We start from the raw sequence: 14,637 nt of genomic DNA on the forward strand, positions 1-14,637 counted from the left end.
AGATTATTGTAGTCTTAGCACAACGCTATACCCCTGCGCCACAGAGCTCATACCTTTTATATTGTCTTTTGTATCTTGTGCAATGACTTTTTTGTGTGAATATCCCCACTCCAGCTTCGAACATAGCTTATCAATGAGTTTTAAGCCTATTCCAAAACCGCCATCTAACTCACTATTTGGCGTTACCGATAAAGAGGCACTTTCTTCTTGCTCTATGCCACCTTCTTCATTAAGTACGGTAAGCGTTGCACCTGAAAGCGTGATAGTGACGTTACCTTGCTGGGTATGTTGGTAAGCATTTCGAATAACGTTACCTATCACTATTTCGCTTGCTGTTTTTGGTAGCAACAATGCACATTCGCTCAAGTTTAGCTGTACGTTTACGTCTTTCCCTGAAAGCAAATACATTAAGTCTTGGCTAAGCGCCTCAACCATGGCTTTTAGGTCAACGCTCTCTTTAGGCAGCGCTGTCTCTTCATTTCTTCCTAACCACAGTAATGTTTCTGTCAAATCCGCCATGGTTTTTGAGGCATGGTCCACCCGCGCTAGAGCGTTATTGCCTTTGGTATTCTCACTATCTATCACTCTATGCAGCAAAGCCGCACTGCTTCTAATAACGGCAATAGGCGTTCTAAGCTCATGGCTGGCATGATTAACAAACTCCCGCTCTCGGTTAAGCGTAGTGCGTACGTTTTGCAAGCTACCGTGAATTATCGCTGCGAGCGCGTTAAGCTCTTTATAGCGAAACTCAGGAATAGGCTTGTCGAGCTCTTTCTCATCAAGAGAGGCTGCCCAGCGTTGTAATGATTCTATGGGACGAGACACGCTGCGCATTAAAAATAGAAGCGCGACAGAAAAGGAAATAAGTGCGACAAAACCTACAATAGCACTGTAGATAACATGGTTAATTCTAAAGTGCTTTTGACCATCTGAGGGCGGCGCTCGGAACACTTGGAAAACGTATCGAAGCCTTCCATCATCCAGAGGGACCAACACAGCAAAGTGCGCCGAAACTGGGCGAGAAAACCAATCTGGCTTATTGACATCTTTTAATAGGGTATATGGCTCAAAGCGCTCTTTGGAAAAGCTTTGCTTCACTTCATCAGGCAAGTCATTGTAATGAGCATAAACATGTAAATCGAGGATCTGCGCATGATTGCTGTTATCAAGCTCGGTACTGTTTGCGGCCCTTATCATGGTATTTCTGAGCATGCCGTCCATACCATCGAAAAAGCTATCGCTACTCTGTATAGAAAACAACACAATGACTATAGTCGCTAAACTTAGCAACGACCATAAGACATAGCGTCTTAAGCTGATACGAAGGCCGTTTACCATTGGTCAGTGTCCTTACTTTTATTTGACGACAAAGTGTTACCCAAGCCCTCATTTGCCATTTGTTCAGCTTTTAAGGCAACACAAAACCCTGTGCCCGGTACGGCTTTAATTTCTATGTTTGTCTTAGCTTGAGCCAACGATTTGCGCAAATTGTGAAGGTGGACTTTTAGCGCATTACTTTCGGGCGCATCCTCCCCCCATACCGCATCGAGTAAACGCTCCCGTGGCATAACCTTTCCTTGCTGCTGCAATAAGGATTTTAGCAAGGTAAAGCCAGTAGGACTTAGCTTAATAGGCGTGTTATCAACACATGCCACTTCACTACCTAATTCTAAGCTCACATTTCCGAAGTTTAGCCTTTTCACTTGCGATGAGCGCCTGTGCGCTAGCACTGAAACTCGTGCAACCAGTTCAGGCATATCAAAGGGTTTTACTAAATAATCATCTGCCCCTTTTTGAAACCCTTCTAGCTTGTTTTCCAACTGGTCACGGGCCGTCAGCATAATGATAGGCGTATCGTTGCCGTCACCGCGTACTTTTTCGCATACGCTTAAGCCATCAAGTCTTGGTAAATTGATATCTAATACTACAACGTCATACGGATTAGTTTGGATAAACGTTAGTGCTGCCACGCCATTAGCAGCGTGGTCGCACACCATATCTTCAAGTTCTAAATAGTCAATGATATTGCCGGCTAGGCCTATATCATCTTCCACTAGTAACACGCGGATCATTAATCGTACTCTCCGTTAAGGGTTTGACCAAATACTTTGCCATTAAACGGCTTACATCCTCATAAATTAACAGCAATGCCGGAATTAATAAAAGCGTGATAAGAGTGGCAAACAAAATACCATAACCCAATGACGCCGCTGCCGGAATGAGGAACTGCGCTTGTACCGACGTTTCCCCTAGTATGGGGTATAAGCCTACAAAGGTCGTAATTGAGGTTAGCAGTACCGCGCGCAGGCGGCTGGTGCACGCTTCAATTACTGCCGCATTCACAGGCATTCCGTCTTCGCGTAAAGCGTTGAATCGTGAAACTAACAACAAGCTATCGTTTACTACTACACCGCTAAGCGCCAATATGCCGTTTAACGACAGTAGGCTTATCATGAGGTCATTTGACCAGTGCCCAAGAATAGCTCCCACGATACCAAAGGGAATTGCAGTCATAATAATGAGCGGCTGCACATAGGATTTAAGTGGTATTGCTAATAACGCAAAAATAGACAATAAAGCGAGTATGAACACGCTTTGCATTGAGCTTTGTGTTTCCGCTTGCTGCTCGGCTTCACCGGCAAAATAAAGCGATAAATCTTGGTATTGACGTTCTAACTGAGGTACAAACTCACTATTGAGATAGTTAACCAATTCTGTAGAAGTAATAACACCGCTATCCACCGACGCACTTACCGTTAAGGCGCGCAAACCGTCTATACGCACTACCTGTTTTTCTTGTACATCTTGAATAACATTCGCCACTACGGAAAGTGGTACCACAGTGCCATCATCTAGGCGCACTTGGGTATTCATCACATCTGACGGGTTCATCCTATCCTTTTCAGGGTAACGTACCCGCACTTTCACTTCGTTTTTATCGCGCAGGTAGCGCTGAACAATTTCTCCGCCGAACGCTTTTAACAGCTGCTGCGATAGGCTTTGGGTATTTACCCCCAAGGCTCGTCCTTCAGGGGTAAGTTCAAAGCGCATCATGGCTTCGCCGGGTGTAAGCGAGCTTTCTACTGCATATACGCCATCAATATTGTTAAGCACTTGAACAAAGGCGTCATTCGCCGCCGTTAAGGTATCGTCGTTAATGCTTTTTATTTCAACATTAAACCCGTCTACCATTTCTCGTCGAGAGCGTATTTTTAAGCTTTTTACGCCTTCTAAACTGCCGGTTAAGGCATTCCAGCGTGCAGACAACTCATCCAAAGAATATGACGAGTCTTCATCGAGTGATATGGTGATTGTGCCACTTTGGTCGCCACTCGCCGTTACTTGTAAACTACTAATACCGCTTTCACTAGTGCCGTTTTCTTGCGATAACTGACGATCTGCTTCAAGCGCATTTTTCTCAAGCAGCATTAAGTTACGTTCGTTCTGTCCATAGCTAGCATCACTATAAAGCGACATATTCGCCGAAACAGTATCACCTTGCATGCTGGGGAAAAAGCTTACTCGTACTGCTCCCGTGAGCGGTAAGCTAACCACCATAATAAACAAGGCAACAAACAGCAGTACGGCTGCATAGCGGTAGGTTACAGTAACTTTCAACACGCGCTGATACACGCGATAGTTAAACCACTGAAGTCCACCGTCCGCTTTTTGCTGTACTTTATTCCACAGGCCGCCAATCCCCTTTCGGGTTTTCTGTTTGGTTGGCAGGTGGGCTAAATGCGAAGGTAGAATTAGCTTTGATTCCACCACCGAGAGCAGTAAACACAAGGTAACGATAGTACCAAACTGCGAATAAAGTGTTCCTAAGCCGCCAGAAACGTTAGATAGAGCAAAGAAGGTTGCAACCGTGGTCAACACCCCAAACAGTGTGGGCACCGCCACTTTATGCGTACCTAAAATAGTATTGTGGATTGTATCGCCGTGTTGTTTTCGCGTGGCGTACACACTCTCCCCCACTACTACGGCATCGTCTACTACAATACCCAAGGCCATAATAAAGCCGAATGTGGTCATCTCGTTTAGCGTCATTCCCGTGTAGCTATCGGTCATGAAGTACAAGGTGCCGAAGAAAATAAACGGCAAGCCAGCCGCTACCCAAAATGCCACACGCAAATTAAGAAACACAGCAAGGGTAACAAACACCAACACAATCCCCATTAGTGCGTTACTAGTGAGCAACTCCAAGCGCTCGGTAATAAGCGAGCTTTTGTCATACCAGGTTTCGAGTTCGACACCTTGAGGTAGTAAACCTTTATCATGCCACGCATCCACTACCTCGTGGGCCTGCTGCACCATTTTCGTTACGTCGCCATATTCATCCATTAGCACCTGAATACCATATCCATTGGTTCCGTTGTAACGAGACAAGTGATAGCTGTCATCGGCAAACATATCGCGTACCGTAGCCACATCGCCAACGGAAAGTATTACGCCATTCGTATCGGTAATAAGGGGAATGTCAGCAAAATCCTTCGCCCAATAAGACTGTTCAGAGGCTTTTAACCGAATTACTTTTTCTTTGTTACGCAAACTGGTTGTAAGGGCGGTATTAGACTCTTGGTTTACCGCATCTGCCACATCAGATAGCGTTAAACCATAGGCCTGAAGCTTCCCCTCGTCTATTTCAATAGACATCATGGGGTCGACAAAACTACCCGCGCTGACCTCCCGAATATCCTCTTCGGCCAGTAAATCGCGCTCTAATTGCTCACCCAAGTACTGAAGCGTAGCGTGGTCGACATCACCATAAAGCTGCACCCAAATAGCATGCTCTTGGCGGCGCGCTTTGCTGATAACTGGGTTTTCAGCATCCAACGGGAAGTTAGAAATACTGTCTACTTCGGTTTTAATGTCGTTGAAAAGCGTGTCTAAATCGTATTCGGTCTCCTTTTCCACCTGCACACTAGCGCCGCTGGCATTTGAGGTAGACGTGATTCGCTTAATACCGGGAATGGCCTCTAGCGCAGTTTCAATTTTGATGGCAATGCCTTCTTCGGCTTGCTTGGGGTCACCGCTATCATATGTCATTGATATGGTAACAAAGCGTGGCTCCATGCTTGGAAACGCCTCTTTGCGGATTTCGTTCATGGAAACTAAACCCAGTACGATAAGACTAACCATCAATAAATTGGCCGCCACCGAATTTTGTGCAAACCAAGCGATAATTCCCCGAGGACTTTTCTCGCTATGTCTATTACCTTTAGGCTCTTCGCTGCCATCAAAAGGCCCGCCGTTTCGGTTATTTGTCATTGGTTTTCCCTCCCGTTTGTCCTTCCACAACAGGCTTAACTTTCGTGTTGATGAGGTAACTATTTAAGGGGCGCGCAACCACCAGAGCTTGGCGTATTTCCCTTTCATGTTCTGGCACGGCTTCAGTGCCCGTATTGCTCCCAGACTCATTGGTAATGTCGCCAGCAATATCACTCGCCGTAGGTGGAGTGATATAGGCATAGCCATCACTTTCAAAAAGCACTGAGGGAGTAAACTTCGCTAGTTGCCCGGTGGCCGGCATTACCAACCATACTTCTTGTTTTTGTGAAATGGCAGAAGCCGGTAGCTTCCATACATTTTCGAGCTGTCTTCCTTCAATTTCTGCCTGCACAAAGCTGCCGAATAAAAGCGGATTTGCTTGATCTAATGGCTTTTCAATAACCGCAATAGCGTTGCGCTGGCGCGTTGTATCGCTTTGATGCCATTCAGCCCTAGCGATGTTGGCATCCAATTTATTGCCTGTGGTGGTATCGGTCAGCGTGACCGACCAATTAAAAGCAGCATCACCAGAGAGCTGCGCTCCAGAAACCGAAGGTAACTGAGCCCATTGGCTAGGAGAGAGCCCTATAGCTACTTCGGCAACATCAGTAGAATAAAGTGTTGCGACAGTACTGCCGGCCTGAACAAAGCTTCCCTGCGCTATATCACGATTAACCACCAATGCATTAAAAGGGGCACGTAACGAGGTAAACGCCAAATCTCGCTTGGCTGAGTTTACCGACTGCTGGGCTTCATCCAAGGTCGCCTGCGCGGCTTTAAGCTGTGGTTCTCTTAAAACCAAAGTGGATAGTGGCTCGCCTTCAAGCCCCGAACGTGTCCATTCATCTTTAGCTTGCGTGCCCTGTAAGCGCTCTTCTTCTAGGCTTACTACAGCTGCCTGATAAGTCGCATTGGCACTTGCTAATGCCTGCTGATAGCTGGTGTCATCAATGCGCGCTAAAATTGTGTTACTTTCAACTAACGCGCCAGTCTTAAAAGTTGAAGATACGTGAGTAACTTGCCCGCTAACCTGTGCGACTAAGCTCAAGCTATCTTGAGGAGCTACCTGACCATACCCCTTTACTTTAGCCTTGTAGCTGTTGGCGGTTACCTTAATCACCCCTACTTGAGCTAGCTGAGAATCAGCACTTTGTTCTACTTTTTGGCTTCGGTAAGAAATGCTATCTGCAGATGGCCTTTTACCTGATTCTTTAGCTACTTCATTCTCATTTCCCCTAGATGGACGAAGCTTAGTGCCTTCAGCCGTGTCACCTCTTGACGGCCTTCCACCACCTGCTGGTCTCATTGTTGAAGCGTCACCTTTTAATTGCTCAGTATCATCAGGTAATGGCGGAGCTGGCGGGGTTGATTCAGAGGCCCCTTGCGGCCGAGCGCCAGGATGCTGAGCCCCCATGTTCATCATGGTATACATGACTGCCAGCGCAATACTCGCAGCAGCGATTAAGGTTACGATAATTCGTTTATTTCTCATTGCGACACTCCAAGGCCAAGAGCCAGACCTAAGTCAATTCGGTTTTGTAATTTTTGGGCGTGAAGCTCAACAGCTTGAGCTTGTAAGTCAAAGCGCGTGTCATACACAGAAAGTAAGTCCAAGATATCAGCAAGACCTTGTCGATATTGACCTTCAATGGTAGCTACACTGCGCTCTGCATTAGCAAGTGCCACATTTGTATGGCCAATTCGCGCGCTGTAGGCAGTTTCATTATCTAGTGCGTTTTGGGTTTCCTGCACCGCAGTTAATAGCGTTTCGCGATACTGCCACCAAGCATTTGCTGCGGTAAGTTTTGCGTCTTCTACTTGCGCCCTCAATGCGCCTCCCTGAAAAAGAGGTGCCGTCATCTGCCCAAGCAATGTCCATACAGGGTTTGTAAACAAAGCTTGTGAGGGTGTAGAGGCAGAATCAGATAGCGATGCCGATAAACTAATACTGGGCAGTAAAGCTTTATAGGCCACATCAACTGCAAACTCTGTTGCTTGTATCGTGTAGAAGGCTGCCTGAAGGTCGGGTCTGCGGGCAAGGTCTTGTTTTGGCAAATTAGCAAGCGGCAACAAGATATCTGGGAAATTTACCTGCGTATCAAGGGCGCTTAGCGATTGGTTTTGTCTGCCTAGGAGTACTGCCAATGTGCGCTTTGCTGATGACAGTGCATTTTCATACAGGGCAATAGATGCACGGGTATTTGCGCTGCTTGTACGCGCGGTATCTAAATCATCTAGACTTCCAAGCCCGGTGCGATAGCGCGTTAAGATCACTGCTTCATTGTTTTCTAGTACCGATAACCGAGCCTGTTCGATATTTAGTAATTGCTGTTGAGTGAGTACATCGATATAGCTTCTTATTACGCTGGCAACCAGTGAATCTCTGGCCGATTGATAGCTGGCTCTGGCACTCGCGGCATCTAATTTTGCAGCACTTATGCCATCGCTAATTTTCTGCCACAAATCTAACTCCCAACTAACGTTTAAACTTGCGCTATAGCTTGGGTTGTTTAGCTGATTACTTGTATTTGTATTTACGTCCGTACTAGTAGATGAACTGCTGCCTGTAGTTTCACTTTTTGATGCTGAGAAACTTGTGTCCACACTCACGTTTCTGTCTGCTTTTGCGCTATCGATAGCAACTTGTGCTTTCCGAAGCGTGATTAACGCCTGCTGCAGACTTGCATTGGAAGACAAAGCTTCATCAATATAGTCTGCTAAATGCGGAAGCTGATTGAGATCTATTACGTCGGTTAACCCAGTGTCTGAATTCAACACTAAGGTTTGCGCTGAAACTTGTTGCTGCGCTTGGGACTGCCACACAACATCATTTCCCGCTGTAAGGGATGCTGATTCGCTCAACCTTCTGTCATCAGTACTTGTGCATGCAGACAATAAAATACAAAGGGTAATACTATTTACCGTCAGTTTTATCTTGCCCATTACTTATGCCTATTGCTTGGCGCATAGCTTACTTTTTAAGGCCTATACGCAACTTGTTTAAATTAACTGACGCTAGTATTTCAAACGCGGGGTTAAGGTAGGGTTAAGGCATGAGTAAGAGCTAAGAAAAAGAGGGGAAAGGCTTAGATGAAGCCTGGAGTAAGTCAAATAAAAAGGCCAGCGTCAAGCTGGCCTAATATATTGATACTATAGCTATTTAATTAATTAGCTATTTGAAGCAAGCGCTCTCGCTTATTCATCATCTTCAACTAGGGTCATCAACGATGTGTTACCACCTGACGCCGTAGTGTCTATGCTGATGGCTTTCTCGGTCATCAAACGTTGAATAAGATGATCGTTATACTCAGCCGTGATTACCGGCAAGATAGCACCTTCACGTGACGAGAGCATTGCAGTAATACGCGCAGTACGCTCTGTACTAGAGTCGACCACCACGCCAGACAGGTCTTCATCCATCAGCAAAGTATCCAAATGCGCTAGACGCGCTACTTGGAACAAGCCTTTCGGTGCTCCCGTCGATTCAAACTTGTTCTGAATCTCCACTGCTTCTTCGTAGAAAATTTCAGAAACCACTGATACTACCGGGTTACCCGTTGATAGCGCCGTCACAATCGACAACAGCCAGTATTCGAAGGTAACCTCTTTATCGGCGAAACATACCAAGATACCACGAGGCTCCAAGTACAGTTTGTTCGACTCACCTGTAGGCCCTGGCAATACTTGCGGCTTGGCAAGTTTGCGTTCAACGCTGGTCAGCTGTTGACGCGCCGTTGCTAGCGTGCGGTTTAAGTCGTCGGCCAACTCATCAACAATATCTACTTTTGCAATTTTTGCTAGAAGCTGACGTACCATGGAAATGCGGTCATTAAGAGGCGTATGACGCCACTGTGCTTCTACCGCTTTTGCCTTATCCATCATCACATGAGCACGCTCGGCAATTTTCTCATCACCTACCAATGCTGCATCGGTACCATCAACATCATCAATGTGCGAAGGCTTAGGCGTCGCGCGTTCCATCATCAAGCGAGGTAGATAGTTTGGACCACCCGCTTTGGGGCCTGTGCCGGAAAGGCCACGGCCACCGAAGGGCTGTACGCCAACAATAGCACCAATCATATTGCGGTTGATGTACACGTTACCCGCACGGCTTTTCGCAGCAAGCTCGTTAGCACGCTCTTCAATACGCGAGTGAATGCCCATAGTCAGGCCGTAACCTGTACCGTTAATTTGCTCTAGCACACTATCGAGCTCTTTCGACTTAAAGCGCACAATATGCACTACAGGGCCAAACACTTCTTTTTCTAGCACATCAATATTTTTGATTTCGTACAATGTAGGTGCAAAGAAGGTCCCTTTCTCAAAGCCGGCCGGCATTTCATTACGATAAAGTAGCTTGGCTTTGTCTTTCATATACTCTTGGTGATCAGTAAGGCTCTTAAGCGCCTTTTCGTCGATCACAGGGCCAACATCAGTAGCAAGTTGTGTTGGGTCGCCAACTGTAAGCTCTTTCATGGCACCGATTAACATATCGATAAGGTCATCAGCAATTTCTTCTTGTACAAACAAGACGCGAAGTGCTGAACAGCGTTGACCGGCACTTTGGAAACCCGAATGAATGACATCATCAACCACCTGCTCAGGCAATGCGGTTGAATCAACAATCATACAGTTTTGGCCGCCTGTTTCTGCGATGAGCGGTACCTGCTCACCACCACGCTCTGCAAGCACCTGTGAAATTAAGGTACCTGTTTGTGTTGAGCCTGTGAACATGACTGCCCTAATACGCTCGTCAGGCAGTAGAGTTTCACCCACTTCTTTACCTGGCGATACGATAAGCTTAAGTGCGTCTTCTGGTAAACCTACCGAATGCATAATATCTACTGCACGTATGGCAACCATGCTGGTTTGCTCGGCGGGCTTGGCAATAACTGTGTTACCTGTTACCAATGCAGCCGTAACTTGACCTAGGAAAATGGCCAGTGGGAAATTCCAAGGGCTGATACACAGCACAACGCCACGAGGTTTTAAGCGCTGATCATCAGCAAGCTCTTCGGCGCGGGCAGCATAATAGCGACAAAAATCAACGGCTTCACGCACTTCATCAATGCTGTCTTGAGCCACTTTACCGGCTTCACGCATACAAATAGCGATAAGCTCAGCCATATGACGCTCTAAAGCATCGGCTGTACGATTAAGAATTTCTGCACGCTCGCTGACATCACGTTTAGACCAAGCTTCAAACCCTGCGTCAGCTTCATCTAGCGCCTTACGCATGTCATCAGGCTTAGCATAGTAATGATAACCCACCACGTCACTGTGGTTTGTTGGGCTAAGTACCGCAGTAGCCCCCTCGGGTACGTCATCAGTAACTTTGTAGTAATCTTGCCAACGCTCTAACTCGTGTTTAAGCGCTGTTACCGCATTGGTGTCGGTTAGGTCTAGACCACGCGAGTTGTCGCGCTCTGGCGCATACAGCCCACGTGGCGTTTTGATTAACTTGTTATAACGTATTTTCAGGCGTTGTGTTTTCTCTACCGGATCTTCAAGCAAAGACTCAACCGGTTTTTCATCGTCAACAATAGCGTTTACAAACGACGAGTTCGCGCCGTTTTCAAGAAGACGGCGTACAAGGTAGGCCAATAAGTCTTCGTGTTCACCTACAGGTGCATAAACACGGCACTGAATCTTATCCTGTGTTACCACCTGATCGTAAAGGGTATCGCCCATGCCGTGCAGACACTGGAACTCAAAACCTTCTTTGTCGTCACCAGCAAGCTCAACAATAACAGAAGCTGTGTAAGCGTTGTGGGTAGCAAACTGGGGATAAATAGTGTCGCGATATTCAAGCAGACGGTTAGCACAAGCGTGGTATGACACGTCGGTTGACGATTTACGGGTAAATACAGGGAACTCTTCAAGGCCCGCTTGCTGAGTTAGCTTAATTTCAGTATCCCAATAAGCGCCTTTAACTAAGCGCACCATCAGCGGACGACCTACCTCAAGAGTAAGCTCGCGCAAGTGCTCAATGACGTGAATTGCACGCTTTTGGTAGGCCTGTACGGCCAAACCAAAGCCTGTCCAGCCATTTAAGTCTTCGTCGCGGAAGACGGCTTCTGATAATATCTAACGAAAGCTCAAGACGGTCAGCTTCTTCAGCATCAACCGTTAAGCCGATATCGTATTCTTTCGCCATCATACACAAAGCTTTCAAGCGTGGCGGAATGTCAACCATGGCGCGTTCGCGGTGAGAGAACTCAAAGCGCGGATGAATAGCTGAAAGTTTTACGGAAATACCTGGCGAGCGTTTTGGTCCTCGACCATTTGCAGCTTTACCGATAACTTTAATAGCCTTTTCATAAGACTCATAATAGCGATCAGCGTCACCCATAGTTCGCGCTGCTTCACCTAGCATATCATAGGAGTATACGTAGCCTTTAGTTTCCTTTTCTTTAGCGCGTTCTACCGCATCTTCAATGGTTTCGCCCATAACAAATTGGCGGCCCATAACGCGCATAGCAATATTCATTGCGCGGCGGATAACAGGCTCACCTAAGCGGCCAAGGGTTTGTTTTAACAAACCAAACTGTTCTTTCTTACGCTTGTCGGCATAGTTCACCATGTTTCCGGTGAACAATAGGCCCCAGGCAGACGCATTAACAAACAAAGATTCTGAATTGCCTAAGTGCGGCGTCCATTGGCCTTGAGACAATTTGTCACGAATAAGCTCATCTTGCGTAGCTTTGTCTGGCACACGCAGCAAGGCTTCAGCCAAGCACATCAATACCACACCTTCAGCTGTAGATAGGGAGTATTCATTTAAAAGTGCGTCAACGCCACCGTGTCCCTCTTGTTCCCGGCGAATTTGTAGCACCATCTTACGTGCACGCTCCCATGCACGACTTCGCGCACGCGGATTAACCTCGGCAATAGGAAGAATCTGATCAACAGCCACAGACTCGCTAATGCGATAGTAGTCTCTTATGCGCTGACGTAGGGGTGAAGTTGTATGAAGTGTATCGTTAATGAGCATTGCAACCCTTTCATAGAAATAGCTGTAACAAAAGCGTTCCCGCCGTGTATTGACTGCCCACGGTTACATGGAAGCGGCTAAATAACAAGCAAAGTCGTAACCCTGCGTTGACCTGTCGTTCTTCTTTTAACTATATATTTTTGGATGAAGATCACGACGGAGCCAAATTTGCGCGGATAGTAGCACACAAAAATGCGCTGCCAAGCCCCCACAATCAAAGTTTTTCGTTTTCTCTGTCAAGCTACGTATTCAGTGCGTTAGATGACATATATCACCCTGTAAAAGCCGCGCTATGTTTGGTTCATTAGTCCATCAATTCACTACGCCAAAGGCCGTAGTAACAGATTGTTAAAAATGGTGTATTTTTAATTGCAATAAAAAGCGGCTAACTAAAAACCGTCTACACTATTAAAAAACAAAAATATAAATAGATAGGTATTTGCCAATGTGGTTACGAAAATTCAGTTTAATTCAACGCCTGGGCATTATTGTTGCTCTTATAACGCTGCTGTTTATATTATTAACCGCAGTTGTATTAAACAGGCACTACGAAGCATTAAAGCAAAAGTCATATGATGAAAATCAGCACCTTGTCGAAGTTGTTCATACTATGCTCAGTAGTTTCGAAGCACGCACTGATTTAGACGAAGCTACTGCTAAACAACAGGCGCTAGCAGCGGTAAAGGCGCTGCGATATGACGGCAGCAATTACTTTTGGATCCAAGACCAAACTCCCTCTATGGTTATGCATCCTATTAAGCCGGCGCTCGATGGCAAAGACTTAAGAACGTTCAAAGATGAAAATGGCAAAGCCTTTTTTATAGAAATGGCACAAAAAGTCAAAGCACAAGGTGACGGCTTTGTCGACTATGTCTGGCCCCTTCCCGGCGAAGAGACGCCTACCGATAAAATTTCTTATGTGAAAGAGTTCAAGCCGTGGGGCTGGACAGTGGGTTCGGGCATATACCTTACCAATCTCGAAAAAGAGTTTTCCCACCTTCGCAACCTGATTGTGGTGTTTTGTTTGGTTAGCGTTGTTCTGGTTGTGGTACTGGTATATGTGATTGGCGGTAGCATTGTAAAACCAGTTCAAGAAGTAACTGAACGGATGAAAGATATTTCTCAGGGAGAGGGCGACCTAACCCGGTCGCTTCCCGAAACCGGGCAGGACGAAATTACTCGCCTAGCCCGTTACTTCAATGAATATACCGATAAAATGCGCCAGTCTTTGCTTGGTATTCGCGCAAACATCAGTTCACTTACTCAGCAAGCTGAACTCGTTGAGTCATCCAGTCAAAACAGTAACGCACAAGCGCAAACGCAGAACGAAAATATGCTGCAGGTTGCCGCCGCAATGGAAGAAATGACGACGCAGATTAACGATGTCAGCAGTAATGCGGATTCTGCAGAAAAGAGTACAAGCAGTGCACGGGGTAACGTTCAAAACGGTGCAGCAGTGGTAGATAGTACGGTACAAGATATCCGCTCGCTGACTTCTGATATAGAGAGCGTGAGCACCGTGGTGACTGAACTTGCTGCGCAAACGGACAGTATCGGTGCTGTGCTTGACGTAATTCGCGGCATTGCGGAGCAAACAAACTTACTCGCCCTTAATGCTGCCATTGAAGCTGCTCGGGCCGGTGAGCAAGGAAGAGGCTTCGCCGTTGTCGCTGATGAAGTTCGCACCTTAGCAAGTCGAACCGGGCAAAGTACCGATGAAATTCAAGCCATGATAGAAAAGCTACAGAGTAATGCCAAAAGCGCAGTAGATGCGGTAAAAGTAAGCCAGTCTGCGTCAGCTAAAACCGTGGACAATGCGATTCAAGCCAACCAAAATCTGCAAGAAGCTGACCGCTTAATGACGGAAATTGCGGATATGAGTAGTGAAATTGCTCGGGCTACTGAACAGCAAGCAGAAGCCGCAACAGAAGCGAATATGCGAATAAATGCGTTGTCTGGGGCTGCTGACAGTAGCTTGAAAACAGCAGATGAACTGGCTGCTGCAAGCCAAGCACTTAAAAGCAGTTGCTTGGCAATTATGGATATCGCAAACCGTTTTAAGCTGTAAACCTGTCATCGACTGCGGCCTGAAGAGCACACAATGAAATTTGTTTTTTTTCAGGCCGCTCACCTCTTACTTTGCCTTTCATTTTGCTCTAATCATCATTTCATATGTCATCATTTTCGATACTAAAAATGAAACTTTGTAGCATTTAGGTGCTCTTAAACCTTTAGTGATAACCTCTGCCTGTGGAACAAAAGTTCTGAGTGCATTACACTCAGAGTCACATAACGTGGCTGTGTGCCGATTTCTTTTGCGTGACCGGCTTTACCATAGCATGTAGGCGGTGGCTTAAGCGCTTGTAACGTTG

8 protein-coding genes are annotated in these 14,637 nt (G+C 46.4%); 1 reads left to right on the forward strand and 7 read right to left on the reverse strand.

Annotated elements, in window-relative coordinates:
- Positions 1-3 precede the first annotated feature (3 nt).
- The 7 genes from ACYX4M_RS04355 to ACYX4M_RS04385 all read right to left on the reverse strand — a co-directional run bounded on the left by ACYX4M_RS04355 (position 4) and on the right by ACYX4M_RS04385 (position 12,265).
- Complete coding sequence (locus ACYX4M_RS04355) at positions 4-1,338, reverse strand: sensor histidine kinase (RefSeq protein ID WP_476082038.1); 1,335 nt, start codon at positions 1,336-1,338, stop codon at positions 4-6.
- Positions 1,332-2,072 carry a response regulator transcription factor gene (locus ACYX4M_RS04360; RefSeq protein ID WP_476082039.1) on the reverse strand — a complete coding sequence of 247 codons (741 nt, stop codon included), beginning with the start codon at positions 2,070-2,072 and terminating at the stop codon, positions 1,332-1,334. The genes ACYX4M_RS04355 and ACYX4M_RS04360 overlap by 7 nt, the downstream gene beginning before the upstream one ends.
- A complete protein-coding gene (locus ACYX4M_RS04365; RefSeq protein ID WP_476082040.1) occupies positions 2,044-5,271 on the reverse strand; it encodes an efflux RND transporter permease subunit in 3,228 nt (1,075 codons plus the stop codon). The genes ACYX4M_RS04360 and ACYX4M_RS04365 overlap by 29 nt, the downstream gene beginning before the upstream one ends.
- Positions 5,261-6,763, reverse strand: coding sequence for an efflux RND transporter periplasmic adaptor subunit (locus ACYX4M_RS04370; protein ID WP_476082041.1), 1,503 nt, complete (start codon positions 6,761-6,763; stop codon positions 5,261-5,263). The genes ACYX4M_RS04365 and ACYX4M_RS04370 overlap by 11 nt, the downstream gene beginning before the upstream one ends.
- The gene (locus tag ACYX4M_RS04375; protein WP_476082042.1) at positions 6,760-8,214 is read right to left on the reverse strand and encodes a TolC family protein; all 1,455 of its coding nucleotides are present in this window, start codon (positions 8,212-8,214) and stop codon (positions 6,760-6,762) included. The genes ACYX4M_RS04370 and ACYX4M_RS04375 overlap by 4 nt, the downstream gene beginning before the upstream one ends.
- 252 nt (positions 8,215-8,466) lie before the next feature.
- Entirely contained in the window at positions 8,467-11,301 is a 2,835-nt protein-coding gene (putA, locus tag ACYX4M_RS04380) for a bifunctional proline dehydrogenase/L-glutamate gamma-semialdehyde dehydrogenase PutA (RefSeq protein ID WP_476082043.1), read from the reverse strand.
- The gene (locus tag ACYX4M_RS04385; protein ID WP_476082044.1) at positions 11,258-12,265 is read right to left on the reverse strand and encodes a proline dehydrogenase family protein; all 1,008 of its coding nucleotides are present in this window, start codon (positions 12,263-12,265) and stop codon (positions 11,258-11,260) included. Before ACYX4M_RS04385 ends, putA begins: the two co-directional genes overlap by 44 nt.
- 445 nt (positions 12,266-12,710) lie before the next feature.
- On the opposite strand from ACYX4M_RS04385, the gene ACYX4M_RS04390 reads away from it, so the two are divergent.
- A complete protein-coding gene (locus ACYX4M_RS04390) occupies positions 12,711-14,333 on the forward strand; it encodes a methyl-accepting chemotaxis protein (protein ID WP_476082045.1) in 1,623 nt (540 codons plus the stop codon).
- The last annotated feature ends 304 nt before the right edge of the window (positions 14,334-14,637 follow it).

Source organism: Alteromonas sp. ABV4_150, from assembly GCF_056311745.1.

What these genes read in the sequence shown, in the direction of transcription:
- ACYX4M_RS04360 (WP_476082039.1), bottom strand. Translation starts at nt 2,072, where the DNA reads ATGATCCGCGTGTTACTAGTGGAAGATGATATAGGCCTAGCCGGCAAT.
- ACYX4M_RS04385 (WP_476082044.1), bottom strand. Translation starts at nt 12,265, where the DNA reads ATGCTCATTAACGATACACTTCATACAACTTCACCCCTACGTCAGCGC.
- ACYX4M_RS04375 (WP_476082042.1), bottom strand. Translation starts at nt 8,214, where the DNA reads ATGGGCAAGATAAAACTGACGGTAAATAGTATTACCCTTTGTATTTTA.
- ACYX4M_RS04365 (WP_476082040.1), bottom strand. Translation starts at nt 5,271, where the DNA reads ATGACAAATAACCGAAACGGCGGGCCTTTTGATGGCAGCGAAGAGCCT.
- ACYX4M_RS04370 (WP_476082041.1), bottom strand. Translation starts at nt 6,763, where the DNA reads ATGAGAAATAAACGAATTATCGTAACCTTAATCGCTGCTGCGAGTATT.
- ACYX4M_RS04355 (WP_476082038.1), bottom strand. Translation starts at nt 1,338, where the DNA reads ATGGTAAACGGCCTTCGTATCAGCTTAAGACGCTATGTCTTATGGTCG.
- ACYX4M_RS04390 (WP_476082045.1), top strand. Translation starts at nt 12,711, where the DNA reads ATGTGGTTACGAAAATTCAGTTTAATTCAACGCCTGGGCATTATTGTT.